This window comes from Pantanalinema rosaneae CENA516, from assembly GCF_050753385.1.
In the GTDB taxonomy this organism is placed as follows: domain Bacteria; phylum Cyanobacteriota; class Cyanobacteriia; order Leptolyngbyales; family Leptolyngbyaceae; genus Pantanalinema; species Pantanalinema rosaneae.
This window is the reverse complement of sequence record NZ_JBLZFZ010000067.1, coordinates 1-23697: the sequence shown is the minus strand read 5'-3', so window position 1 is coordinate 23697 and position 23697 is coordinate 1. Positions and strand designations below refer to the sequence as shown.

Below are 23697 nucleotides of genomic sequence, written 5' to 3'. Positions count from 1 at the left end.
TCTATGCGCAGGAGGCTCGTTAGATCGACCTAAGTCGGGCTGATTAACAGTCGTCCTCACACCTAAAGGTTGGATGCTGGATTTACTATTGATTTTCACCCTGGGGTTTTTGGGTAGTTTTGGTCACTGTGCGGGGATGTGCGGGCCAGTGACTGTAGCATTTTCCCTCTCTCAACCATCCACGTCTCAGCCCACTTGGCAACAGCATATTTATTTTCATAGCCTGTTAAATCTAGGACGCATTATTAGTTATGTATTGGTTGGGGCGGCGATCGGCGCGGTCGGGTCAGCCTTGATGGCGGGTGGACAACTGGCAGGCATCGATAGTGCGTTGCGGCGAGTCATCGCGATTGTTACAGGCAGCTTATTGATCTGGTTTGGTCTTAGCCAAATTCAACCCGGACTCTTACCCAAATTGCCCCTGTTGCATCCACTCCAGCCCGGGGATGGGCATCAACGCCTGAGCCATGCCATGATGCGGCTATCGTTGGCTCCCCACTGGGCAACTCCTGCCCTGTTAGGTATGGTATGGGGACTGATTCCCTGTGGTTTTTTGTACGCTGCCCAGATTAAAGCGGCAGCCACCGGCAGTCCCTGGATGGGAGCGGCAACCATGCTGGCGTTTGGAGCCGGAACTTTGCCAGTCATGGTCGGTGTGGGTGTATCAATGGCAAGGCTAAACGCCGATCGCCGTAGCCAACTGTTTCGCATGGGTGGCTGGGTCACGCTCGCGATCGGGATTCTTCTGCTTTTACGCAGCAGCGACATGGTGGACTATACCGGACATGCCGCCCTAGTCTGCCTGATGCTGGCATTGATTGCCCGTCCGCTCAGTCGCCTGTGGTCATTTCCATTGCACTACCGTCGGGCGTTAGGTGTGGGAGCCTTTGTGCTGTCGATCGCCCATGTCCTGCACATGCTCGACCATACCTTTAATTGGAATGTGCAAGCCATTGGCTTTACGCTTCCCCTTTACCAATGGGGGATTTGGGCTGGCATTCTTGCCATTGTCCTCCTCACTCCGGCGGCAGTCACAAGTGCGGATTGGATCGTCCAGGCAATGGGTCAGCGTTGGCGGCAGGTGCATTTATTAACTGTTCCGGCGCTCGTGTTATGCACGATTCATGCCATCCTGGCAGGCTCCAGCTATTTAGGGGGCTTGCAATGGACAGCCACTCACAAAATCGGGTCGGTTCTGCTAGGTAGCTTGACCCTGGGAGCGCTGCTGGTGCGATCGCGCTGGGTTTGGTCATTGTTGTCTCTGGAGCAGTTTTATGGCAGTCCTACCCAACCAAAATCGTAGCTGGCAATGGGTTGCCCTGCTTTGTCTCAGTGGCATGGGACTAGGAACGATCGCTCCGGTCGCGATCGCCCACAACGTTGAAGTCTCGGGTGATGTCGCTGTCACGATGCATCTGGAGCCAAACCACAATCCCAAGGCAGGAGAACCGGCTCTCATTTGGTTTGCCTTAACTCGGCAAGGGGGCGAACTCATTCCGCTCGCCCAGTGTGATTGCCGTCTAGCCATTTACCCAGAACCGCGATCGCCAGAAACGACACCAGTATTACAGCCCACCTTAACAGCGATCGCGGCTGAACGTTATCAAGGCATTCCAGGTACGGAAGTTGTTTTTCCGCAGTCAGGCATCTACCGGATGACCTTGAGTGGCGCTCCCCAGGCTGAAGCCAATTTTCCACCGTTTGAGGTCAGCTATCCGGTGACAGTCACCGCAGGTAGTAGTCGCTCCACAAGTCAACCTCAGTCTGTTCAACCAACCCCAGTCGCTACCACTAGTACCTCGGAGCCAGCGACGGCTGAGGCAATGCCAGGGTGGCAGATTAGCATGATTGCTAGTATTTTAGCGATCGGGCTGGGGATAGCCGCGATCCCAATAAAATATAGTCGAAGAAAATAAATTTTCTTAAACTGTTGCGCGTTTTTGCCAACTTATTGAGAATTGCTACTAGAAGTAGGAGCTTCTCTCGCAATCTGGGTGTTGCTAGTCAGTAGCAGGCTATATCTAGAGCTAATGCCAGCTAGGTCAAACCAAAAATTTTCTCTTGACAAGAACTTCAAGACCTGTATTGCCTACCTACGCAGGGACAGAGTAGCATTGATATAATTTATCTCTGCCATATATTCTCAATAGGCTGTCTTCTTGCAATTCTGCTGATATTGCAACTATCATTGTCAATATCAAGCCTTATTGCACAGAGGCACCTCATGCTTTCTTATACGGCTAATTCACTCAAGGCAGAACTTAACGCGAAAGGTTGGCGACTGACTCCCCAGCGAGAGATTATCCTGCAAGTTTTTCAAAACCTGCCTAAAGGAAATCATTTAAGTGCGGAGGACTTGCACGAACTGTTGATTAATCGGGGTGAACCCGTCAGCCTCTCCACGGTTTACCGCACCGTCAAACTCATGGCTCGTATGGGCATTCTGCGAGAATTGGAACTGGCAGAAGGTCATAAACATTATGAACTGAACACCGCTTCTCCCCATCAGCATCATCACTTAGTTTGTGTTCAATGCAACCAAACGTTTGAGTTTGAGAACGACTCGATTCTGAAGCAGGGACTCAAGCAAGTGGAAAAAGCGGGGCTTCAGATGATTGATTGCCAATTAACCATCTATACAATCTGTCCGGAGGCACTACGGATGGGGTGGCCCGCTTCTGTTCCCTCGAACTGGATTTGTTCGCGATCGATCGCGACAACCAAGGGCAGTGACTCTCATAAACCCGACTCTCCCCAATAGCCTTGAGCGTTACCTGGCGGTTGCTGGGTTTGGCACCAGCAGCACCGACTTGATCTGGCGTTTGACGGTAGCTCCGGCGCTGTCTAGCTTGCCGTAAACTGTCCTGCCCTGGTAATACAGTGAGGTCGAACTACCGCCATCCAAGTTCATAGCCCGTTCTACCGCCAGCGATCGCAGGAATTCAGTCAGTTCGGATAACGTTAATCCTGAACCCGTGGGATGCTCTGGCGGCTGGGTTGCCACGACCCAAACCATCGTGCCATCGCCAGTCAGACCAACGGCACTCCGGGCATTAGGCTGTTGGCTTCCCAGGGCATCCCGAATGACCACGCCATTGGCATTGTCGATAAAGCCTTCCGTTACAGCCGTCGATTCAGGCAGGAGTTGGGGCCCGGCACCTAATGCCTGGGTTAATTCACAGCCTGGAGGAACGGGGGACTGGTGCAGCACAATGTCATACGTCGTTTTTGGGCCACATTGATACTGGCGTAACTCCGATCGATTGAGAATTTTGTCCATATAGGGAGCCAGATCGGGGTTCTCGATCAATCGCTGGTTCTGGCGTGGATCTGCCACCTGTTGACCGTTTACTACCACGTAGGAGGTTGATTTAGTATTTTGTGGATCAAAAAAACCACCATTGATCACCGCGATCGCGTCTGTGCGTTGGGCAAAGGCTTCTACTGACTCCAAAGTATCCGCCACCATGGGGAGAACTGGGTAGCGGCTCACAGGAATCGTCAGTACATGCACCAGACTCCGAGGCAGGACATAGGTTTTGTAGCCGATCGTTGGCTGAGGGGAAGCCGCCCTGGAGGATTGCTCAGCTAAGGGGGATTGAGAGAACGGGGTACAGGCAGTGGTTAGGATCAGCAGGCAGTTTGCCAGTGAACCGTTGAGCGATCGCGACCAATTCATCAATAATCATTTAAACGACGAAAAAGCAAAGCCTGGGGAGTAAACCTGAAATTTCTATATCAGGTCACGGTTTCATGCTTTGCGTGTACGCAAGATTTAGGATTTAGAGGTGAGCTCAGCCCCCCACCCGATAATCGCAGGGCAGGTTTCGTCATCCATCTGCAAAACCTGCCTGCACCAGAGAGTTGGGCTGAAGTTATGCAGGGGTTAAGGTTTCCAATCGCGCTCAGATTGAGCCAGGACATAACTTGCCACAGCCTGAATTTCCTCGTCACTTAAGCGACCTTTAAAGGCAGGCATGGCATTCTTCCCGTTAGTCACTTGGGTGACGATCGCCTGCTGCGAGTCCATGCCATATTCCTTCAATGCCGCCTGCTTCAAATTCTTGTTTGCCATCACAACATTATTGCCATTGAGGTGACAGGCCGCACAATTTGCCCCAAACACCTTGGCTCCTAACCGCAAGGTATCGGCTTCATCGGCAAACGCAGGTCGTACAAAGGTAACGCTGAAGACAGCTAGGGTTAGCAACAGGAACGTGAATATCCGTTTGAATCCGATCGTGTTCAAGGGTGTGTCCTCTTTTACTCGGCAGTTCGTTAGAGTGTGCCATTATTGTCTGTCTGTCCATCGTTAGCGTCAATAGACAGGCTGTCGAAGTTAGGAGGTCGATCGGGTAGGTTCGCAAATGCCTAAACAACGATATTCTGGTGAAAGATTCAGGTACTTAGCTGCTATGGTGTCTCTTCCCCATCATCGCCCCCGACAGTTATCGTTAGGGCCGTTAGAAACTGAAATTCTCCAGATTCTCTGGACGCTCAATACCGCCAGTGTCAAAGATGTGCATGAGCAGATTCTGGCAGACCCCGATCGTGAACTTGCCTATACCTCTGTGACCACTGTGCTGAATCGCCTGACGAAGAAAGGCTGGTTAGCTCGGGAAAAGCAGGGACGGAGTTTTATCTGGCGACCCCTCGTGTCTCGCTCCGAAGCCCAAGCCCTACTGGCGTATGAGCAGTTGAATCAATTTTTGGCGATCGGGAATCCTGATGTGGTCGCGGCGTTTGCCGATCACCTGGATCAAGCCAGTGTTGAGCAACTAGAAGCGATCGCGCAACGGTTGCAAGCGGTTCGTCGCGCCAGGGAGGAGCAGCCATGATGCATCTAGCAATGATTCTGATTGGACTCCTGGTTGCCTGGGCAGTCCGCTGTCAATGGTTTCGAGCGTCTGGAGATTGGTCACAGCGGTGGCAGCAAGCGTTAGCATACTTCCTATTTCCCCCCGTATTGCTCTTGACCACGGCGATCGCTGTGTTGGCAATGGGTCCTCAAGGACAAATGGTGTACTGGTGGGAAGGCTGGCTGAGTTACGGCTTAGTCTGTGGGTTTCTGATCATGGCATTACTGCTACTGCTTGGTCTGGCCTGGCAGGCTTGGCGATCGATCCAGCAGGTACGCACCTATACCAAAATCGACGTAAAAGGCAAACCCAGTCGGTTGCTAAATAGTGCCTATCCCTTTGTGGCACAGGTAGGCTTCTGGCGACCAGAACTGGTGGTCAGTCAAGGGCTATTGCAATTGCTCACCCACGATCACCTGGAAGCGGTATTAGTCCATGAGCAGGCGCATTTTCACTATCGAGATACCTTCTGGTTCTTCGGTCTAGGATGGTTGCGGCGGTTAACCAGTTGGCTTCCTCAAACCGATGCCCTCTGGCAAGAATTATTATTGTTGCGAGAACTGCGAGCAGATCGCTGGGCAGCCCAACAGGTTGATAGTTTACTACTGGCAGAAGCCCTTCTAACGGTGGTTAGCACTCCCACTATACAACCCGAACTCGCGGCCGCCTTTGGCGATCTAGCATTACGCGATCGCCTGACAGAACGGATTGATGCCTTATTAACAGAAGCTCCTAACGCCGACTCAACTAACTGGTGGGCGTGGGCATGGCTAGGGATGACCTTACTGCCCCTGGTGATCATTCCGTTCCATAGCTAGATTTTGTGCCATCAGGATGCAATCACCCTTCCCGGTGGCACAGGATTATTCCCAACGACCTTTCTGGGCTTCATAGCTATTAGCAATTTCATCCCGAATGCTTCTCAGCGATCGTCCGTGCTGCCATTGCTGGAGGTAAGCCTGAAGATCATGCACCTCTGCATCACGACCCAGAAAAGTTCTATAAAAGCCTCTAATTGCTGTGACGGCTTCGGCACGGCTGGCAACCCGCCGATAGGTATAGCCATCAATATAGCCTTGAGTTGTCTTCTGAGGAAGGGATGGGGGGTGAATTTGCCGACTCGGACTACTCGATCGCGAGGAATTTGATGTTGATAAAGCAGAAACCAGAAGATTGGTCATAGTTTTAATCCCCTGCATGGCTTTAACCTCCTTTTTGCGATCGTCTAGAACACCTTTAGTTTGCCAAATGTGTTAATCCCTAACGTCCTCTAGATGTATTAACTCAACTACACCAACTGGCGGATTTAGTGACTACCTGAAAGATTTAATCACACTTATGCCCCACTAATCAGGATACTACTAAAAATTTGGCGGAATCCGGCGTAAAATTGGAACTTTTTCCTTGTTTATCCAGAAAAATACCCCAGCGAATTGACTGGGGTATCAGGTCCTACTTCAGGTAAGTTGCCACTAGTTCGTTCAACCTCTTTAGCCTACTGTTGGCCACCCGCGACATGCCTCCTCCGTCCAGATCTTAACGACCTTTGATCGGGATGAGCACCAAATCACCCGATCGGCTCCCAATCTCACTGAGTCGCCCAGCCCGCCTTCTGCCTTAAGTTCAGCAACCTTGATCTCGTCAACTAATCGGGTTGCTGAATCTGCCGTTGAATGCGTTGGCTCAAACTATTGTGCTTGGAGGCTAATCGAGCTTTGCCAGATGCTGCCCACTCTTGCAAGAGGTGAATCTGTTCCTGTGCGGTTCGTGCCAAAGGCACAATTTGACTTGCCGCTTCCAAAATGTCATCGGTCGTAAATTCTCGATCCTGGCTAAACCCAATATGCATGGCTTCCACGATCGTTTGTTCAATCTCGGCTCCGGAAAAATCCGGAGTTTCATAGGCAAGTCGATCGAGGTCATAGTCCTTTAAGCGATACGATCGCAGTCGGGCTAAATGGACTTCAAAGATAGCGCGGCGTTCTTCATGGCTCGGTAAGCCTACGAAAAAGATCTCGTCAAACCGCCCTTTCCGCAACATTTCTGGTGGTAAAGCCCGGATGTTGTTCGCCGTCGCTACGACGAAGACCGGAGAGGTCTTTTCGGCTAACCAGGTAATGAACGTGCCAAACACCCGGCTTGTTGTACCGCTATCCCCCTTGCCATCGGCTCCAGCAAAAGCCTTATCAATTTCGTCAATCCATAACACGCAGGGCGCTAACGCTTCGGCAAGCTGGATCATTTGGCGAGTGCGCGATTCGGATTGTCCCACTAATTCGGCAAACAACCGTCCCACATCCAGGCGCAGGAGCGGTAAATGCCAGTGGTGGGCGATCGCCTTAGCGGTCAGCGATTTACCCGTTCCCTGAATCCCCACTAATAGCAGCCCTCGGGGATGGGGCAGACCATATTCCCGCGCCCGTTCCGAAAATGCGCCACCCCGGCGTAATAGCCAATCTTTCAGGTTATCTAAACCACCAATGTCAGAAATATTAGCAGTAGTCGGGTAAAAGTCCAGAATTTGGGTTTGGCGAATTGTCTGGCGTTTTTCTTCCAGAATCAGATCAACATCCTCACCCCGTAATTCACCATGCGTGGCGATCGCCCGCGCCAGAACCCGCCGAATTCGCTCGATCGATAAGCCCTGGCAGGAACGAATCAAATCATCCAGCGCCCGATTATCGATCGCTTTACCTGGCGCATCAATCAGCCGCTTGATCTCATCCCGAATTTCTAAACCGTTGGGTAAGGGAAACTCCAGAATCGTGATCGCTTCACTTAACTCATCGGGAATCGTGATTTGAGCCGCGATGATGACAATATTTTTCGGCTGAGACTTCAGTCGTCGGGCTAAATTTCGTAGTTTACGGGATACCGAAACATCCTCCAAAAACCGATGGAAGTCTCGCAGAATAAAAACTGCCGCCGCCGAATCCGGTAATTTTTCTACAAATTCCAGGGCTTGCAGCGGATTACGCTTCCCAAAGCCGCGATCGTTAGGATTGCCCTCATAGCCATCGACAAAATCCCAAATGTAAACAGCTCGATTTCCTAACCGGGCTGCCGCTTGCGCGATCGTGGCTTCAATCCGTTCTTCTTCGTGCGTCGGAATATAAATCAGCGGATAACGTGCCCGCAGTAGCAACTCAAATTCGTCATTAAAGCTCATAGTAGAAATTTTAAAACCGCAAACTCAGGAGTTCTCAACGTTGACTTAACATTGCACTCCTTCCATTGTGCCGTTTTCCGTTTGAGTTGCTAGTTCCGATCGGAAAGTTGATTTTTTAAGGATTCCAACGATGCCCACCGACGATCGATCGCTGGAGTCGTTGGGGTCGAGTTCTGCACTTCAATGCCCTGGCAGTTCTGGTCACAGAGTTGGCGTTGGGGCAGTTCCAAACACAGTTGTTCGTACAGCCAGGTGGCTGGCTCAAAGTAGCCTTGAGGCGGCAACGTTTCAATCAGCTCGTCGGACGAAATATCCTGTTCTAACAAGGCTAAATCATGGTTATCCGGTGTTTCACTCAACCAAATTAATTCAGTCGGAGCGATCGATAGCCGATAGTTATACTGTTGCAAACAGCGATGACAACTTAACGTGACGATCGCCTCGGCTTTGGCGGATACCTCCAGATAGTTCCCCTGGTGGACTACCTGAATCCAGCCCTGCACTGGCGTTAGTGTTTCCAGCCCCACGATCGGTTCACTAAAATCAATCCGCTCAGTGCGGTTGGGTGCCCTAGTCAGGCGAGGAATATAAATTGACTCCATGCTCTTTCACCTTCTTCAAGTCCCCGACGGAGGACTTAGCTCTCCCGTAACTTCACCACCAGCCGTCGATCGGGTTCCTGCCCCCGACTGTAGGTTTCTAGATCCGGGCACTCTTTCAATAATGTATGTAACTGTCGTCGTTCTGCGGCGGATAGCGACTGTAATTCGTACTCTGTCCCCGTTTCCCGCACTCGTTCAGCCGCACGATCGGCAATCGCTTGCAACTCCGCATAGCGCCGCTGACGATAGCCATCTAAGTCAATGGTAAATGCTCCCTGCTGATCTGGTTCTACGCCAATATTCAGAATCGTATTCGCCAGATATTGCACCGAATCAATCACCGCCCCGTTCTCACCCGTCAGTCCTTGAATTTGTTCGGGGGTAAGTTTCGTTTCGTCGATCGTCAACCAGCAACTCGATTCTCCGATCGCCGAACTCATTTCTGTTTTGACTGCTGCCGGAACCCCTGCCAACTGCAAAAACTCCTGTAACCACTGCTGCCCGCGCTGTATTTGACTGCTGTCCATAACAAGTACCATGTCAATTGATCGAGTAGTTGGAAGCACAGAGAAATCGTTTGAAGGCTACAACCCCCAAACGACTTCTGACAGGGTACTAGCTTTGAGCCTTCTTCTTCGTCCGGCTACCCGGCTCAAACGGAATAGCAGTTTTGCCCGTTGCTTTCACATCTACCGTCTTAGTTTCGGCATCCACAATCTTTTGGATTTCTTCCGGCAGTGCTTCGCGAGACAGAATGAAGGTTTGCAGGGTTTGGAAGATATTGGCAATCACCATATACATCAACACCCCGGCAGGCAGTGGGAAGAACAGAAACATGCCTGAAAAAATGATTGGCGTAATCTTATTAACCGTATCCTGACTGGGGTTAGAGCTGGGGCCTTGACCCGACAGCAGTTGGTTGACATAGATGCTGATCCCAAAGAAGATAATCATCCCCACAATATCCCAGTGGATCGTGCCATCGGCATCAATAGCGCCGACCCGTCCCAACGCATCAATGAAGAGGAAGCCTTTGTCCGCCGCCAGACCCGGAACAATCCCTTTGATCGTGACATCACCTGGCTGGAGGGCTGCGATCGTGCCATCGGCATTAATCTTGACCCGCTCCGCCCCGTTCACCACTTCCAATTTTGGCGTTAGCTTGGCTTTGGTATCTGGGTAATCTTCTAATAATGCTTTTAACGGTTTGCCTTCAAGCGTCTGGTATTCGACCGTGGTAGTTTCACCCACCGCTAATTTAGTGCCACCCGGAACGATCGCCGATACCCGCGCATGAATCCCATCGGTTAAGTAGATGTTTTGGGGACTACTGGTAAAAGCTTGCGGCTGAATTTGCTCAATCTGTTCTTGCGGCAGAATTTGAAAATTCAAGGTGTAGGGGACATCCGAGAAAGGTGATCCCCGCAGGGTAGCGAATAGAGCGAACAGAACTGGCATCTGGAAGAGGAGGGGCAGACAGCCAGCCAGGGGGTTGCCCAACTCTTGCATGACCTTTGCCATTTCTTCCTGCTGCTTGGCAGGATCATTTTTGTAGCGCTCCCGGATCTCTTGCTGGCGCTTCTGCATGATCGGCTGAACCACCTTCATCCGGCGCATATTCCGAATGGAACCAGCGCTGAGAGGGTACAACGCGAAGCGAATAACCAGTGTTAAAGCCACGATCGCCAGACCATAGCTCGGCACGATCCCATAGAAAAAATCCAGGATCGGCAGCATTACATTGTTGGAAAGAAACCCAATACCAAAGTCCATTCGCTCTAACCTGACCCTCGTTCTTCGAGTTTTCTGAATCTAAGTCTATCCAAATATCGACCCCAACATACAGGCTGTTGCCGACAATGAACTCTTTTTCTGGATCATCCCTGACTACCCAGTGAGCCACTTGCCTGTTGGGCGCGGGGGGATAGCTTCTCGTTGATGTAACTATAAACCTCGCGGAATTTAGGTACCGCCCGCAGTTCCAAACGGCTACCATCCTTGAGGGTTATCACCATATCGCCCCAACTCCCAATCCCTCTGGGCACAGTCACCACTTTGGCGACTTCTGAGTAGATGATATCGGAACGATCGCGACCCATCCAACCGCCCGTGACCGATATCCGGCGATCGGTAATGCGATAGCGCAACCACAAAGCCCGCACGATCGCACCAATGGTGAGGGGCAGACAGATTACCGTAAACCCCAGCAAAATATTAATAATTAAATCGCCGATGTGAGGTCCACCCTCGTAGTAGACTTCTTCACGAATACCCATCTAGCACCTCAGCGTCTGTTAGCAACTGCTCTAATTCTTGCAGAAATTGCTGATAATCGCATTGCAGCGCCTGGGGATGGACGGTAATCACTAAATCCCACCCTTGAGCCAAGCGAGGCAATAGCTGACGAAATGCCGCCCGCAACTGCCGCTTAATGCGATTGCGGACTACGGCTCGCTTATGGACTTTCTGGCTAATAGAAATGCCAATGCGGGTTCCCGGTTTAACGGAGTGGCGAGGTAGAGGAGGCACACCTGGGGTAGTTTGATTCGGGCGATCGGCGATCGACAGCGCTTGGCGTAGCCGCCTGAGCGTCAGATGTTTGCCTCTCAGGCGAGTTCCCCGTTGGTAAACCAGGTCAAAATCTCGCCGCAACTTCAGGCGATGCGCCCTCGGCAACCCCACATCAACCCCGCTTCCCTAAATTGGTGATGGTTAGGCAACCGCTAACCGTACCCGTCCCTTGCTTCTGCGAGCCTTTAGCACCCGCCGACCATTCTTGGTACGCATCCGAGCCCGAAAGCCAGAGGTTCTTTTACGCTTCCGACAAGTTCCGCCTAATGTCCGTTGAGTCATAACTATATTCTCCGATCGCGTCCCAATGGAGGTTCCAAAAAAGTCACAGTGTACGATTATATCATTAGGTTGCCGCGATAGGCGAACGAAAATGGAATGGGCTAAGTCTATTCAACTTACCCCATCCATCATTGCTGCTGACTGATTAGGAAATTTGAATTACCCAGGTGCCTAAGTAGCGGAGTAGCGGCACATCTCCAGGCGACAGGATTTGGCAGTTGAAGTAGAACATCCCGCCAAAACCGGGGTTTTTTACATCTTGGAGCCAAATTTCTACGCTGCTACCGGCGGGAATCGGTTCTTTAGGAAAGATTTCCAATAGATGGTTCTCTTTATTCCAGTTGACCTCCTGTAAAGGAACCGCTTTATCTTTAACCCGCACTTCAATCATCTTGGGGTTGAACGTGCCCTTGAAGTAATCAGGATACGAAATAGCAAATTGGGCAACGGCCAGCTTCATTTTTTTGGCAGGGATTCTCAAGCGATACCGATCCCAACCATTCGGTCTACCGCCATAGTCCAGGCGATAGCTCAAGTTATCCTCACCCTTAACTCCACCGAAAATCGTTAGTCCGGGCAAGCCCTGAGCAAAACTCATAGCAGGAATTCCCACTGCCAGACAGCCTGCGATGAGGCTAGAAACCACGTATTGCATCCGAGAACTAGAAGACATAAGCCTTTTCCCCAATTGGCAGAGGTTGTTCGACACTTCACTACACCTTAATCTTAAAACTCTAGCAGGCATTCATGAGTAAGATCACTCATTGGTTCGCCACTCTAGGGTAGCAATTTACCTGAACTGTAGAGCTTTTCAGGCAGACGATCTGCTGCTCTAAAAGTTCCATCAAGCTGAACGGCGGTAGTTCAGCCTTACGCCAATATTGAACGTTTATAAAGAAATTTTTATTTAGATAAATCTAAATCATAAGATAAGTTAAAGATCATAGGGACTATAGGGGAATCAACTTTAGGATCGTTGCCTGAAAACAGTTTGCAGAAGATCGGAAGTTGTGAATTTGTATTGCGGTGGGTTGAAATTAAAGGTTTTTTGTAGTTGCTAACCTGCCTGAATTTTTCACTAGGACATAGTCCTGGAAAGAATGGTTAAGGCAGTCTGTCTGCTTCCTGCTACAGATAATTCACCTAAGCATTGATAGTAGAGTCGTGAGAGCCAATGACTATAGCGATTGACAAACAAGCTGCTGAAGACGAACAACATCTTGCTGAAGACAAAACACACCGCAAGATTGGCATTCCTAAGGAAGTTTTTCCGAACGAGTGTCGAGTGGCAGCGACTCCAGATACCGCCAAAATTCTTCAAAAACTGGGGTTTGAGGTCTTGATCGAACACCAGGCTGGCGAGGCAGCTAACTTTTCTGACGAAGCATATCAGCAGGTTGGATGCCAGATTGTTGCTGATGCTCCGACTCTGTGGAGTGAAGCCGATCTGGTTCTCAAGGTGCGTCCCCCTCAGATGCACCCAACCGTTGGCAAGCATGAGACGGAATTGCTGAAAGAGGGTGGAACATTAATTAGTTTCATTTATCCCGCCCAAAATGCAGAATTGCTCGATCAGTTAGCTCAGCGTCAGGCAACGGTGCTGGCGATGGATGCCGTCCCTCGGATCAGCCGCGCCCAAAAGCTGGATGCCCTTAGCTCGATGGCAAATATTGCTGGATATCGGGCAGTAATTGAAGCAGCAAATCGGTTTGGTCGCTTTTTTACCGGACAAATTACTGCCGCCGGTAAAGTTCCCCCTGCCAAAGTGCTGATTATTGGCGCTGGAGTTGCGGGACTCGCGGCGATCGGCACTGCCAGAAGCTTAGGGGCGATCGTTCGAGCCTTTGATACCCGCCCGGTGGTGAAAGAACAGGTGCAGAGTCTGGGAGCCGAGTTTTTAGAACTTCAGTTTGCGGAAGACGGCACAGGCGAAGGTGGCTATGCCAAAGTCATGAGCAAAGAGTTTATTGATGCGGAAATGGCGTTGTTTGCAGCCCAGGCGAAAGAAGTCGATATCATCATCACCACGGCACTGATTCCGGGTAAACGGGCTCCCATTTTGATTACCCGTGACATGGTAGAGAGCATGAAAGAAGGCTCTGTCGTGGTGGATATGGCAGCCGAGCAAGGTGGCAACTGTGAAGTTACCCAGCCAGGAGAAGTCTGCCAGCATCATGGAGTGACGATTATCGGGTTAACCGATCTGCCAAGCCGGATGGCGAACCAAGCCAGCCAACTGTATGGCAAGAACCTGTGCTATCTGCTGGAAGACATGGGTGGAGCCGAGGGCTACAAAGTGGATCTGGATGATGAGGTGATTCGGGGAGCATTAGTCCTGCACAATGGCGCGATTACCTATCCCCCGCCTAAGCCTGCCACACCACCCGCCCCGCCCCAGCCTGCCGCTACTCCAACTGTAGTCGCCGCCACTCCTGAGAAGACCTCCCAGGTCAATATGGGATTAGTGTGGATGGGATTGATCGCCGCCTTGCTATTTGGGCTTGGCAGCGTCGCTCCCCCCTCTTTCCTCTCCCACTTCACGGTGTTTGTGCTGGCCTGTTTCGTCGGTTGGCAGGTGATCTGGAATGTCACCCCCGCCCTACATACGCCCTTAATGAGCGTAACGAATGCAATTAGCGGCATTATCATCATTGGCGGTATGTTGCAGATTTCTGGATCGCTCAACTCTGCCACGACCATTCTGGGCGCGATCGCCATTTTGATTGGCACGATTAATATTTCCGGTGGCTTCCTGGTAACCCAACGAATGCTGAAGATGTTCCAGCGCTAAGCATCTGTCAAGGAATCAAGCATGGGGTAGTCAAGCTCCGACTCCTCCCCTGCCCCACCTGCCTCATCCCATTTACACCTTGAACTAGAAGGTCTATGTCAAATAATCTTCTGACCGTTGCCTATATTGCGGCAAGTGCATTATTTATCCTCAGTCTGGCGGGATTGTCCAACCAGGAAACTGCCCGGAAAGGCAATGTGTTTGGTATCGCTGGAATGCTGATTGCTTTCATTGCCACTGCCGTTAGTAGTGTCAGTGCCTATGGCTTGCTCACAGGAGTCGTTTTACCCGGCGCGATCGTGGGTGCTATCCTCGCGTCTCGGGTTGCCATGACCTCCATGCCGGAACTGGTGGCAATTCTCCATAGCTTTGTCGGTTTAGCCGCTGTGCTGGTCGGATTTGCCAATTACCTCAGTCCCGATGCTTCCCTCCAGGGCGTAGAGGCAACTATCCATGAGATTGAGATCTACATTGGCGTGTTTATTGGGGCGATTACCTTTACAGGCTCAATTATTGCCTTTGGCAAGCTGCGCGGCATCCTCAGCAGTAAGCCGTTAACTCTGCCTGCCCGTCACTTGCTGAACCTGGTCATGCTGCTGGCTTGCATTTGGTTAGGTATAGAGTTTATGGGTGGCAGTTTACTCACCGGGCTGCAATCGCTAATTGCCATGAGTGCGATCGCGGGTGTGTTGGGTCTGCATCTGGTGATGGCGATCGGGGGAGCCGATATGCCCGTCGTGATCTCGATGCTCAACAGCTATTCGGGTTGGGCTGCTGCCGCCGCCGGATTCATGCTCTCGAATGACCTGTTGATTATTACCGGGGCACTGGTGGGTAGTAGCGGGGCAATCCTCAGCTACATTATGTGCCGCGCCATGAACCGTTCGTTTATTAGTGTGATTATGGGCGGATTCGGAGCTGGTGCAACAGGAACAGGCCAGAGCGCCCAACCGACGGGAACGGTGACTGAAGCCAACGTGGAAGATACCGCCGAACTGCTAGAAAACGCCAAGAGCGTCATCATTGTGCCGGGATATGGCATGGCAGTTGCCCAGGCTCAGTACCCAATCTCCCAAATTACCAAATATCTCCGTGATCGCGGTACGAAAGTTCGGTTTGGCATTCACCCGGTAGCGGGACGGATGCCGGGACACATGAATGTGCTGTTGGCAGAAGCGAATGTGCCCTACGACATCGTGCTGGAAATGGAGGAAATTAACGAAGACTTCCCGGAAACCGATGTGGTGTTAGTCGTTGGTGCGAATGACACCGTGAACTCCAGTGCCATGGATGACCCAAATAGCCCGATCGCGGGAATGCCCGTCCTGGAAGTGTGGAAGGCAGGCACAGTTGTGATTATGAAGCGAAGTATGGCCAGTGGCTATGCGGGCGTTGATAATCCTGTGTTCTACAAAGAAAACACGCGGATGTTATTTGGGGATGCCAAGAAGAATGTCGATGCTCTGGTAGCGAAGTTCAATAGTCGGGCAGAACTGGCAACGAGCCGCGCCTAACCTGGCATTGCCAATCAAGTCTCTGTGCTGCGATCGTCTTTCTCGGGAAGGGCGATCGTTTTTTGTGGCAAAAATTCACCTAAAAAGAAGCTGCCCAAACTAATTGGACAGCTTTGTCGATCGACGTTTCTATCGGAGACAATGATTATGCTTCCGCTGCTGCTGCCGCCGCTACCGGATAGACGCTGACCTTTTTCCGGTTCTTCCCATACGGTTCAAAGGTTACAATCCCAGGCACCAGGGCAAACAGCGTATCATCATTTCCCCGTCCGACATTGTTGCCGGGATGGATCTTGGTGCCCCGTTGCCGTACCAAAATATTCCCAGCTTTAACAATTTGTCCACCATACCGTTTGACACCTAACCGTTGGGCATTCGAATCCCGTCCGTTCCGTGTACTACCTGTCCCTTTCTTATGAGCCATTGTTTTCTCTCGTCCTTACGATCGTGACTATATTAAGCGTGTCAGGATTAACATTGCCCTACTGACACCTTAGCAGAACAACCTATTCAGCGGCTTCAGCGGCGGCTGCCGTTGCGATCGCAGTTCCACCGACATTGATGCTGGTGATCATTAACCGGGTGAGTTCCTGCCGATGACCTTGCTTTTTGCGCGTCTTCTTCTTCGGGCGCATTTTGTAGACGATGACTTTGCGACCACGCAAGTGCCGCATCACCGTACCTTCTACCGTAGCTCCATCGACCCAGGGTTGCCCAATGGTGACTTCGCCGTCATTCTGCACAAACAGCACTTTATCGATGCTGACCGAACCATCTGCTTCTACGGCTAACCGTTCCACGTCATAGAACCGACCTGGCTCGACCCGAAGTTGTTTACCGCCCGTTTCAATAATTGCGTAAGCCATGAAATTGCCCTAAAGATTGCCGTACAGGTAGCCTGTAAAGGCTTTAATTGTGTCTGACCTGATCCGAGCAGGAATAGACGACAATTTACCAGTATGCCGACTCGATCGTAGCCTTGTCAAGCATTGTTTAGACTGGGTTCCCAGGATACAGTCGGAGAGTCAAAAGTCGGTCTTGTTGTTCCACCTCAGCGAACTGTGATGCCCCCTACGCCTGCGTCCTCCAATCCAGTGATCTTCTGGCTGCGGAAAAACCTATTTAATACTTGGTACAACAGCCTGCTGACGATCGCCTGTCTGGTTGTGATTTATCAGGTGTTCACAGGGGTCGCAACGTGGGTCACGACGACTGCCCAATGGTCAGTGGTAACGACTAACCTGCGATTGTTCTTGATCGGTCGCTATCCGGCAGATTTGGCTTGGCGAGTGGGTGGAGTTGCCGCGATCGTCGTCGCGCTGATGGGATTATGGGTGTTTCAACTGACGCTGCACCGTTCACCGATCAAAGCCCGACTGCGGCAGGTCATGTTGCTGCTACTACCTATTGCCGCCGGACTCAGTTTGTGGTTGATTGGCGGTGGATTAGGACTAACACCCGTCAGCACCAATTTGTGGGGCGGATTGTTGCTCACCCTGTTCGTGTCGGTGATTAGTATCGTGCTGGCATTCCCCCTGGGAGTGTTGCTGGCGTTGGGACGACGGGGTTCCTTACCTGTATTGCGTGGGGCGTGTACGGTCTATATCGAAGTCATCCGGGGCTTACCTTTAATTGGCATTCTGTTTATGGCACAGGTGATGTTGCCCTTAGTGCTACCGGGGCAATGGCGGTTAGATCGGGTACTGCGGGCGATCGCGGGATTAGTGCTATTCAATGCCGCCTATCTTGCCGAAAATGTGCGTGGGGGGTTGCAGTCGATTCCTAGAGGACAAACGGAAGCGGCGAAAGCATTGGGATTGAATCTGCCCCAAACCTTGATCCTGATTGTGTTACCGCAAGCACTCCGGATTGCCGTTCCCAGTATTGTTGGGCAATTCATTTCCTTATTCAAAGACACATCGCTCCTATCTCTATTTGCCTTATTGGAGTTAACCGGAATGGGGCGATCGATTCTGGCACAACCGCAATTTTTAGGACGCAATGCGGAAGTATTTCTGTTTTTGGGGCTAATTTACTGGCTATTTTGCTACACGATGTCGATCGTCAGTCGGCGCTTGGAACAGGTCAAGTCGCATTAACTATTAGTCAAAACCTTATAGAGATCTGCCAAAGTTTATTTCCTCTTTAAATAAAAACACCGGGATACCAGGCGGATGGCTGTAACAAGGGTGTAGGTGCTGTGATTGGGCGCATGGAGGCGAGTTGATTGCCTCACATTAACTGTGCCTGCCGTCGATCGCCTAAACCACCCGATGTTAAAGCGTGATGTATGGTCACTCAATTCCTGATTTGCAAACTTTACGCTACTCGACAGCGTTCGACCGGCTCTTCCTCTCACCCGGAACAGGGCATGACTATTCTGGAATTGGTCATTGTGCTCGTGATTATGGGAATCTTGGCGGCGATCGCAATTCCCGGTTTTGCGGGTCAAATTAAGCGGGCGCAACAGTCAGAGGCTCAATCCCATGTCGGGGCGATTTTGCGATCGCAACAGGCGTACTTTTTAGAAAAAAATACCTATGCGACAAATCTGGCTCAGCTTGGCTTAAAGATTCCGAATAACGTTCGGTATAGTTACTCAATGCAACGATTTTCTAACCATAGAAACCAAGCTGGAAATCGGGTGAATGGTATCACAACCAGCGCTATTCCAGCCCGTGGCTTTAACGGATATATGGGAAAAGTTTGGACTGAGAATACTCCGGTTGGAGCGGTGTCTCAATCTGTATTATGTGAAGGGGCGGCGGGTGCGACTAATTTTATGGGGCGTTTTACCTATTGTCGCTAGACCGGCATCACTAACGGTTCCCAGGAATTAGTTGCTTCAAGTTGTTCCATTCTGATCTGGAATCGAGAGATTTCTTGACGTAGTTCTTGAGCCACATGGTTCAGTTGTTTAATCGCCAGATTAATCTCTCGTAGAGAATCTGTTGATTGTAAAGAGCTACTATTTAACTGCATCATGGCTTCGCTAATTTGTTGCGCTCCTTGAGTTTGGGCATCCATGCCCTGATTCACCAGTTCAAAGCGAGGCGTTAAGTGTTGTACCTGATCAATAATCTGAGTCATCTGCTCGGAAATCGTCGCGACATCAATGACACTCCGCCCAACTTCCGCCGTAAACCGATCCATTTCCATCACTCCAGCAGACACGGATGACTGCATTTCTTTGACCATTTGTTCAATATCCAAGGTCGCGATCGCAGTTTGATCAGCTAAACGGCGAATCTCTCTGGCAACAACGGCAAACCCAAAACCATGCTCACCCGCTTTTTCCGCTTCTATGGCTGCATTTAAAGAGAGTAAATTCGTTTGATCAGCGACTTTTGTAATGGTCAATACGATCGTATTAATGCTATCCGCTTTCTCACTAATGGCACCTAGTTTAGTCGCGATCGAATTTGTCGCCGTCATAAAACGCTGCATACTCATTTCCATCCGACTTAAATCTTGTTGACTGGCGGTTGCGGCGATCGTGGTGGCTTGGGAGGAAGTGGTCACTTCTTCCATCGTATTCAGCAATTCTTTAGAGGTAACTGCAATCTCTTTTGCCGTAGCCACTACCTGATGCGTAGCCGCAACCTGTTCGGTCATTGTGGCTTCTAATTGTCTACCGGAAGCCGCCACTTGAGTTGCAGACGTTGTAATTTGAATTCCTGATCGTTGGATGCGACTAATCAGAGCATTTAAGCGATCGCTCATGGTTTGAAATGCCACCAGCAGTTTACCAATTTCATCTCCTCGCTTGGCATCAGCCTGGATTTGGGTTGTTAAATCACCAGCAGAAATTTTTTCTGCCATGCCAACAACACGGACTACGGGAATAGAAATTTGTTTAGCAATCAATAAGCCTAAAACAATTGCAGTCAGCGGCCCTAGACCCATGCCTAAAACGACCCAAAAGGTGCTTTGAGTCACATCCTCTTGCGCCATTTGGAGCGTCTTCATGGCAGTCTCATCATTAATCTTTAATATGTCCAAAATTGATTCTGTTAAGGCATCAAAAAGTGGCTGATTTAGTTGCGATCGCTCGCGTAATTGTTTTAACACCTCACTGGCCGCGATCGCGGCTTGCATTTCGGGGGAGTTCTGTCTACCCTGCTGGAGCAGTTCCACTTGCCGAAAGCCAGGGGTTAAAACGCCTAATTGCTGAAATTTATCATGGAGTTTCAGTAACGCTTCATGCTGTTGTTTCCAGTTATCCCATTCGATTAAAAGCTGCTTATATTGAATATCCTCTTCGGGGGTTCTAGGAGCAGGTTCATACTGGCTAAATCCATCATCAATCTGCTTCCAGGCTCGTTCAATTCTGGCTAGCTCAATTCGTCGCTGAGATAATTCCAGACTTGGATCCAGCAAAGCCCGTTCCGAAGATTGAACTTGGGTTTTACCTTCATTGACCTTCCATAGCCCAATCACGCTTGGCAAACTGTTGGTACTAAATGTATTGATATGATCGCTAAGTCTGGCATTACCACTCCAACCCACCAGGGCAACCGCTAGCACTAATAGTCCCATGAACAAAAATGCTATTGTCAACCGCATTTGTAAGGACATTTGCTTCAGCATATTTTTTTCTTTATAAAACTAACTCAAGGAATAATCACTCTTTAGATTAGAGGGTTAATCGGCTGGTCAGTCTATCGTCTAAAGTCTAGATTTACCCTGACTTGCAATGCCGGATGTTGAGGGATTGGTTAAAATCAAGGCAGCACAAATCTCTATGATTCAGTCAGCTATTACTGGCGAATCCTGAGGATCACTGATTTGAATAAATTTTTGATATAGCAAAAAAGGGAGCAGATTCATGATCAAACGATCGCTCCCAATCAAATTATTTCAACGCGTTAGAAATAATTCTGATTACGCTTTATTTGCCCACTCTTTTGCCCAATTCAGGGTGGCATGAACCGTTTCTAACGTTGCCGCCTCACAATAAAGTCGGAGTACCGGTTCCGTACCACTAAAGCGAATTAGCAACCAACTTTGATCGGCTAACCGTAATTTGTAACCATCTACCGTATTGCAATCAATCACTTGGCGACCCGCGACCTCCGTTAAAGGTTGCGTTTGCAGTTGATTCAGTAATCGTGCCCGAACTTCCATATTGGCTAACGGCAGATCGATGCGATCGTACTCGGAAGCAAAATTACACCGGGTTTGCAACTGGCGATACAGATCACTTAAGTCTGCTCCAAACTGCACGATCGCTTCTAACACATACAATGCAGACAACAAAGCATCTCGCTCAGGGATATGAGTGCCATAACCAATGCCACCGGATTCTTCACCCCCCAGTAGCACTTGAGTCTCTAACATGCGATCGGCAATATATTTGTACCCGATCGCGGTTTCAAACACCGACAAACCATGTAACGCCGCTACTTTGGGCATTAAATCAGAGCCACTCAGAGTTTTCACCACTTCTCCCTGGAAGTTGTGATGTTTCACCAAATGTTGGATCAGAATCGGAATTAAAATTTGGGAACTGAGAAAATTGCCCTGGCTGTCCATTGCCGCAATCCGATCGCTATCCCCATCAAATGCCAGTCCTACCGTTAATTCTGATCCCTGATGCTGGGCAACCTGCTGCGATAATTTGGTTAAATACCGGGGTAACGGTTCCGGTGCGCCTCCTTCAAACAATGGATCGCGATCGCTATTAATTTCGTGAATGGGCACTTCGAGTAATTGCTCCAAACCACCGGCGGCGGCTCCATGCATAACATCGGCAAACACGGTTAACCGTCCTTGCTGAATCGTCTCCCGAATTGCGGCAATATTCACCTTGGGACGCAACCCCTCACAGTATCCTAACCAGGGATTAAACATCTCTAGCTTACCGGGAGTAGCGGCGGGGGCAAGTGGTTCCGTTAATTGGGCTTCTACCTGGTGGGTAACCGATGGCGGTACCGAGCCACCAAAGGCACTTTTGATCTTTAACCCAGAATACTTACCAGGATTATGGCTGGCGGTGATCACTAAGGCTCCTAATGCATTAAATTGCTTTGCTGCCCAACTAAACGCCGGAGTCGGGGCATAGCAATCGGATAGCAGCACATCAAAGCCTGCCTGTTGCACTGCTTCAGCCGTAATCTGAGCAAATTCCTCAGATAAAAAGCGCCGATCGTAGCCCACAATTACTAAACGATTTTGGGTGGTGCTGCCGTAGGTATCGGCTAAGACCTGGGCGGCGATCGGGGCAACTAGTTTGAGGCGATCGCAGGTGAAATCTGCGGCAATCACCCCTCGCCAACCATCAGTACCAAATTTAATGCCGCTCGCGATCGAGGATAGGGGAGAGGGATGGCTCATGAACAAACTGCCTCGCTGGAAAACGTTAACGACTTGTCTTTTGAGTGTATGGGGAGAATTGACCCTGCGGCTATTATTCGTCTAGCTTAAGCTTGGGAATTAGCTCAAGCGACCGCAGAGAAATGCCAGGGTAAAATGCATCCATTTACTGAATTCAGTTAAATAGGAATAAATCCGTCGATCGTCAGGATTTTGTACCAAACCAGTCATAATCAGGGGAATTTTTTAGTACAGAGATGAATGTCACTGAAATAACAATCCGAACTGCCCCCCAACCCCCAATTCTGGGGGAGCCGAACCTCAAAGTCCCCCAGAATTGGGGGCTTAAAGCCCTACGGGCATACCAGAAAAGGGGGCGATCAAAGTTAAGTGTGTCCTTAAGTCAGAGCCATTCGTACAGAGATTACTCCACTCCGGAACTGCTTTGCCCCTCACTGTTCATTCATAGTGCATCATGCGCATTTTAATCGTAGAAGATGACGAGTTCACCGCCAAAGCCCTCGGCAGTATTTTATCTGACCAAAATTATGCCGTAGAGACAGCCGCCGATGGCGAAGTTGGATGGGAACTCGTTGAGTCTTTTAGTTATGACCTGATTTTGTTGGATGTCATGCTACCGAAGTTGGATGGCATCAGTCTATGCCAGAGACTGCGATCGCGGGGAATCCAGGTGCCTATCCTCTTATTAACCGGGCGTGATACCGGACACGATAAAGCGATCGGGCTAGATGCCGGTGCTGATGACTATGTCGTGAAGCCCTTTAATGCCGAGGAACTGGTGGCTCGGATTCGTGCCCTCCTTCGCCGAGGTGGAGCCGCCACAAGTCCAGTGTTGGAGTGGGGCAACTTGCGCCTTGATCCTAGTACCTGCGAGGTCAGCTATGGGGCGCGGTTATTGCCATTAACTCCCAAAGAATATGCCTTATTAGAACTATTTCTCCGCAATCACCATCGTGTCTATAGCTGTTCCATGATTTTGGAACATCTCTGGTCATTTGAGGATACCCCCGGCGAGGAAGCCGTTCGGACTCACATTAAAGGACTGCGGCAAAAGTTAAAAGCCGCCGGAGCACCCACTGATGTAGTCGAAACGGTCTACGGCATTGGCTATCGACTGAAACCCCTGGAAGAAGCAACGACGACAGCCAAAAAAAAGGCAGGTAAGTCAGCCGATCTGCCCCCTGTGAATCCCGAAGCCCAGCAACAAACCCTCGCCGCGATCGCAGATCTGTGGAAACGGTTTCAAGACCGCATTCATAATCAACTTGCGGTGTTAGAACAGGCGATCGCGGCATTAACCAATAATCAAATCACTGAAGAACTGCGCCAGCAGGCAGAACAAGATGCCCACTCCTTAGCTGGTGCCTTAGGTAGCTTTGGGTTAGCCAATGGCTCTAAACTTGCCCGCAAGATCGAACATATCCTGCGCGAAGCCACCCAGCCCCTCCGCCCCAACCAACTCAAAATCCTACCCGAACTACTCGCTGGTCTACGCCAAGACATTGACCAGCACCAATCTGAATCCTCCCCATCTCCCCCATCCTCCCTATCTCCCTGTCTCTTATACACATCT

General features: G+C 50.3%; 25 protein-coding genes. 10 read left to right on the top strand and 15 right to left on the bottom strand.

The window, feature by feature from the left end:
• The first annotated feature begins 73 nt into the window (after nucleotides 1-73).
• The 3 genes from ACN4EK_RS27200 to ACN4EK_RS27190 all read left to right on the top strand — a co-directional run bounded on the left by ACN4EK_RS27200 (nucleotide 74) and on the right by ACN4EK_RS27190 (nucleotide 2761).
• Entirely contained in the window at nucleotides 74-1303 is a 1230-nt protein-coding gene (locus ACN4EK_RS27200) for an urease accessory protein UreH domain-containing protein (RefSeq protein WP_431661451.1), read from the top strand.
• A complete protein-coding gene (locus ACN4EK_RS27195) occupies nucleotides 1275-1916 on the top strand; it encodes a hypothetical protein (RefSeq protein ID WP_431661450.1) in 642 nt (213 codons plus the stop codon). Before ACN4EK_RS27200 ends, ACN4EK_RS27195 begins: the two co-directional genes overlap by 29 nt.
• A gap of 308 nt (nucleotides 1917-2224) precedes the next feature.
• Nucleotides 2225-2761 (top strand): transcriptional repressor, encoded by a 537-nt coding sequence (locus ACN4EK_RS27190; RefSeq protein WP_431661449.1) that lies wholly within the window; start codon nucleotides 2225-2227, stop codon nucleotides 2759-2761.
• Between the two features lie 9 nt (nucleotides 2762-2770).
• Here the strand turns inward: ACN4EK_RS27190 and ACN4EK_RS27185 are convergent, their stop codons facing one another.
• Together ACN4EK_RS27185 and petJ are read right to left on the bottom strand one after the other, a co-directional pair.
• The gene (locus ACN4EK_RS27185) at nucleotides 2771-3679 is read right to left on the bottom strand and encodes a phosphodiester glycosidase family protein (protein WP_431661472.1); all 909 of its coding nucleotides are present in this window, start codon (nucleotides 3677-3679) and stop codon (nucleotides 2771-2773) included.
• A 207-nt stretch (nucleotides 3680-3886) separates the two neighbouring features.
• Nucleotides 3887-4249, bottom strand: a complete 363-nt coding sequence (petJ, locus tag ACN4EK_RS27180) for a cytochrome c6 PetJ (RefSeq protein ID WP_431661448.1) — start codon at nucleotides 4247-4249, stop codon at nucleotides 3887-3889.
• A gap of 166 nt (nucleotides 4250-4415) precedes the next feature.
• Here petJ and ACN4EK_RS27175 point away from each other — a divergent pair, with 166 nt between their 5' ends.
• Nucleotides 4416-4838, top strand: a complete 423-nt coding sequence (locus tag ACN4EK_RS27175; protein WP_431661447.1) for a BlaI/MecI/CopY family transcriptional regulator — start codon at nucleotides 4416-4418, stop codon at nucleotides 4836-4838.
• Complete coding sequence (locus tag ACN4EK_RS27170) at nucleotides 4835-5677, top strand: M56 family metallopeptidase (protein WP_431661446.1); 843 nt, start codon at nucleotides 4835-4837, stop codon at nucleotides 5675-5677. Before ACN4EK_RS27175 ends, ACN4EK_RS27170 begins: the two co-directional genes overlap by 4 nt.
• Before the next feature lie 45 nt (nucleotides 5678-5722).
• Here the strand turns inward: ACN4EK_RS27170 and ACN4EK_RS27165 are convergent, their stop codons facing one another.
• The 9 genes from ACN4EK_RS27165 to ACN4EK_RS27125 form a co-directional block, all read right to left on the bottom strand.
• A complete protein-coding gene (locus ACN4EK_RS27165; RefSeq protein WP_431661445.1) occupies nucleotides 5723-6040 on the bottom strand; it encodes a hypothetical protein in 318 nt (105 codons plus the stop codon).
• Between the two features lie 464 nt (nucleotides 6041-6504).
• The gene (locus ACN4EK_RS27160; RefSeq protein WP_431661444.1) at nucleotides 6505-8028 is read right to left on the bottom strand and encodes an AAA family ATPase; all 1524 of its coding nucleotides are present in this window, start codon (nucleotides 8026-8028) and stop codon (nucleotides 6505-6507) included.
• An 89-nt stretch (nucleotides 8029-8117) separates the two neighbouring features.
• Nucleotides 8118-8630, bottom strand: coding sequence for a YceD family protein (locus tag ACN4EK_RS27155; RefSeq protein ID WP_431661443.1), 513 nt, complete (start codon nucleotides 8628-8630; stop codon nucleotides 8118-8120).
• 35 nt (nucleotides 8631-8665) lie between these two features.
• On the bottom strand, nucleotides 8666-9157 hold the full coding sequence (locus ACN4EK_RS27150) for a Jag family protein (protein WP_431661442.1): 492 nt from the start codon (nucleotides 9155-9157) through the stop codon (nucleotides 8666-8668).
• An 88-nt stretch (nucleotides 9158-9245) separates the two neighbouring features.
• Nucleotides 9246-10403, bottom strand: a complete 1158-nt coding sequence (gene yidC / locus ACN4EK_RS27145) for a membrane protein insertase YidC (RefSeq protein WP_431661441.1) — start codon at nucleotides 10401-10403, stop codon at nucleotides 9246-9248.
• Nucleotides 10404-10507: 104 nt separating this feature from the next.
• A complete protein-coding gene (locus ACN4EK_RS27140) occupies nucleotides 10508-10906 on the bottom strand; it encodes a PH domain-containing protein (protein WP_431661440.1) in 399 nt (132 codons plus the stop codon).
• Nucleotides 10893-11312, bottom strand: coding sequence for a ribonuclease P protein component (gene rnpA, locus ACN4EK_RS27135; RefSeq protein WP_431661438.1), 420 nt, complete (start codon nucleotides 11310-11312; stop codon nucleotides 10893-10895). The genes ACN4EK_RS27140 and rnpA overlap by 14 nt, the downstream gene beginning before the upstream one ends.
• Before the next feature lie 30 nt (nucleotides 11313-11342).
• A complete protein-coding gene (gene rpmH / locus ACN4EK_RS27130) occupies nucleotides 11343-11483 on the bottom strand; it encodes a 50S ribosomal protein L34 (RefSeq protein ID WP_431661437.1) in 141 nt (46 codons plus the stop codon).
• 145 nt (nucleotides 11484-11628) lie between these two features.
• Nucleotides 11629-12156 carry a DUF2808 domain-containing protein gene (locus ACN4EK_RS27125; RefSeq protein ID WP_431661436.1) on the bottom strand — a complete coding sequence of 176 codons (528 nt, stop codon included), beginning with the start codon at nucleotides 12154-12156 and terminating at the stop codon, nucleotides 11629-11631.
• A gap of 501 nt (nucleotides 12157-12657) precedes the next feature.
• Between ACN4EK_RS27125 and pntA the strand changes: the two genes are divergently transcribed.
• Together pntA and pntB are read left to right on the top strand one after the other, a co-directional pair.
• A complete protein-coding gene (gene pntA, locus ACN4EK_RS27120; RefSeq protein ID WP_431661435.1) occupies nucleotides 12658-14274 on the top strand; it encodes a Re/Si-specific NAD(P)(+) transhydrogenase subunit alpha in 1617 nt (538 codons plus the stop codon).
• A 95-nt stretch (nucleotides 14275-14369) separates the two neighbouring features.
• Complete coding sequence (gene pntB, locus ACN4EK_RS27115; RefSeq protein WP_431661434.1) at nucleotides 14370-15788, top strand: Re/Si-specific NAD(P)(+) transhydrogenase subunit beta; 1419 nt, start codon at nucleotides 14370-14372, stop codon at nucleotides 15786-15788.
• Between the two features lie 145 nt (nucleotides 15789-15933).
• On the opposite strand, the gene rpmA is transcribed toward pntB, so the two are convergent.
• On the bottom strand, nucleotides 15934-16212 hold the full coding sequence (gene rpmA / locus ACN4EK_RS27110) for a 50S ribosomal protein L27 (protein ID WP_431661433.1): 279 nt from the start codon (nucleotides 16210-16212) through the stop codon (nucleotides 15934-15936).
• A gap of 82 nt (nucleotides 16213-16294) precedes the next feature.
• Complete coding sequence (gene rplU / locus ACN4EK_RS27105) at nucleotides 16295-16654, bottom strand: 50S ribosomal protein L21 (RefSeq protein ID WP_431661432.1); 360 nt, start codon at nucleotides 16652-16654, stop codon at nucleotides 16295-16297.
• Nucleotides 16655-16852: 198 nt separating this feature from the next.
• Between rplU and ACN4EK_RS27100 the strand changes: the two genes are divergently transcribed.
• The gene (locus tag ACN4EK_RS27100) at nucleotides 16853-17887 is read left to right on the top strand and encodes an amino acid ABC transporter permease (RefSeq protein ID WP_431661431.1); all 1035 of its coding nucleotides are present in this window, start codon (nucleotides 16853-16855) and stop codon (nucleotides 17885-17887) included.
• 272 nt (nucleotides 17888-18159) lie between these two features.
• Nucleotides 18160-18597 (top strand): type IV pilin protein, encoded by a 438-nt coding sequence (locus ACN4EK_RS27095; protein ID WP_431661430.1) that lies wholly within the window; start codon nucleotides 18160-18162, stop codon nucleotides 18595-18597.
• On the opposite strand, the gene ACN4EK_RS27090 is transcribed toward ACN4EK_RS27095, so the two are convergent.
• Nucleotides 18594-20378 (bottom strand): HAMP domain-containing methyl-accepting chemotaxis protein, encoded by a 1785-nt coding sequence (locus ACN4EK_RS27090; protein WP_431661429.1) that lies wholly within the window; start codon nucleotides 20376-20378, stop codon nucleotides 18594-18596. The genes ACN4EK_RS27095 and ACN4EK_RS27090 overlap by 4 nt on opposite strands.
• A 294-nt stretch (nucleotides 20379-20672) precedes the next feature.
• Nucleotides 20673-22124, bottom strand: coding sequence for a phosphoglucomutase/phosphomannomutase family protein (locus ACN4EK_RS27085; RefSeq protein ID WP_431661428.1), 1452 nt, complete (start codon nucleotides 22122-22124; stop codon nucleotides 20673-20675).
• A 454-nt stretch (nucleotides 22125-22578) separates the two neighbouring features.
• On the opposite strand from ACN4EK_RS27085, the gene ACN4EK_RS27080 reads away from it, so the two are divergent.
• Nucleotides 22579-23697: response regulator (locus ACN4EK_RS27080; protein WP_431661426.1), on the top strand; the 1119-nt coding region annotated here is incomplete at its 3' end.

Excerpts from the sequence above, each read along its gene's own strand:
- ACN4EK_RS27095 (WP_431661430.1), top strand. The coding sequence starts at position 18,160 with ATGACTATTCTGGAATTGGTCATTGTGCTCGTGATTATGGGAATCTTG.
- ACN4EK_RS27100 (WP_431661431.1), top strand. The coding sequence starts at position 16,853 with ATGCCCCCTACGCCTGCGTCCTCCAATCCAGTGATCTTCTGGCTGCGG.
- ACN4EK_RS27200 (WP_431661451.1), top strand. The coding sequence starts at position 74 with ATGCTGGATTTACTATTGATTTTCACCCTGGGGTTTTTGGGTAGTTTT.
- ACN4EK_RS27160 (WP_431661444.1), bottom strand. The coding sequence starts at position 8,028 with ATGAGCTTTAATGACGAATTTGAGTTGCTACTGCGGGCACGTTATCCG.
- ACN4EK_RS27125 (WP_431661436.1), bottom strand. The coding sequence starts at position 12,156 with ATGTCTTCTAGTTCTCGGATGCAATACGTGGTTTCTAGCCTCATCGCA.
- ACN4EK_RS27140 (WP_431661440.1), bottom strand. The coding sequence starts at position 10,906 with ATGGGTATTCGTGAAGAAGTCTACTACGAGGGTGGACCTCACATCGGC.
- pntA (WP_431661435.1), top strand. The coding sequence starts at position 12,658 with ATGACTATAGCGATTGACAAACAAGCTGCTGAAGACGAACAACATCTT.
- rplU (WP_431661432.1), bottom strand. The coding sequence starts at position 16,654 with ATGGCTTACGCAATTATTGAAACGGGCGGTAAACAACTTCGGGTCGAG.
- ACN4EK_RS27150 (WP_431661442.1), bottom strand. The coding sequence starts at position 9,157 with ATGGACAGCAGTCAAATACAGCGCGGGCAGCAGTGGTTACAGGAGTTT.
- ACN4EK_RS27185 (WP_431661472.1), bottom strand. The coding sequence starts at position 3,679 with ATGAATTGGTCGCGATCGCTCAACGGTTCACTGGCAAACTGCCTGCTG.
- ACN4EK_RS27165 (WP_431661445.1), bottom strand. The coding sequence starts at position 6,040 with ATGACCAATCTTCTGGTTTCTGCTTTATCAACATCAAATTCCTCGCGA.
- yidC (WP_431661441.1), bottom strand. The coding sequence starts at position 10,403 with ATGGACTTTGGTATTGGGTTTCTTTCCAACAATGTAATGCTGCCGATC.
- ACN4EK_RS27195 (WP_431661450.1), top strand. The coding sequence starts at position 1,275 with ATGGCAGTCCTACCCAACCAAAATCGTAGCTGGCAATGGGTTGCCCTG.
- pntB (WP_431661434.1), top strand. The coding sequence starts at position 14,370 with ATGTCAAATAATCTTCTGACCGTTGCCTATATTGCGGCAAGTGCATTA.
- ACN4EK_RS27190 (WP_431661449.1), top strand. The coding sequence starts at position 2,225 with ATGCTTTCTTATACGGCTAATTCACTCAAGGCAGAACTTAACGCGAAA.
- ACN4EK_RS27085 (WP_431661428.1), bottom strand. The coding sequence starts at position 22,124 with ATGAGCCATCCCTCTCCCCTATCCTCGATCGCGAGCGGCATTAAATTT.
- ACN4EK_RS27170 (WP_431661446.1), top strand. The coding sequence starts at position 4,835 with ATGATGCATCTAGCAATGATTCTGATTGGACTCCTGGTTGCCTGGGCA.
- ACN4EK_RS27155 (WP_431661443.1), bottom strand. The coding sequence starts at position 8,630 with ATGGAGTCAATTTATATTCCTCGCCTGACTAGGGCACCCAACCGCACT.
- rpmA (WP_431661433.1), bottom strand. The coding sequence starts at position 16,212 with ATGGCTCATAAGAAAGGGACAGGTAGTACACGGAACGGACGGGATTCG.
- ACN4EK_RS27175 (WP_431661447.1), top strand. The coding sequence starts at position 4,416 with ATGGTGTCTCTTCCCCATCATCGCCCCCGACAGTTATCGTTAGGGCCG.
- rpmH (WP_431661437.1), bottom strand. The coding sequence starts at position 11,483 with ATGACTCAACGGACATTAGGCGGAACTTGTCGGAAGCGTAAAAGAACC.
- ACN4EK_RS27090 (WP_431661429.1), bottom strand. The coding sequence starts at position 20,378 with ATGCTGAAGCAAATGTCCTTACAAATGCGGTTGACAATAGCATTTTTG.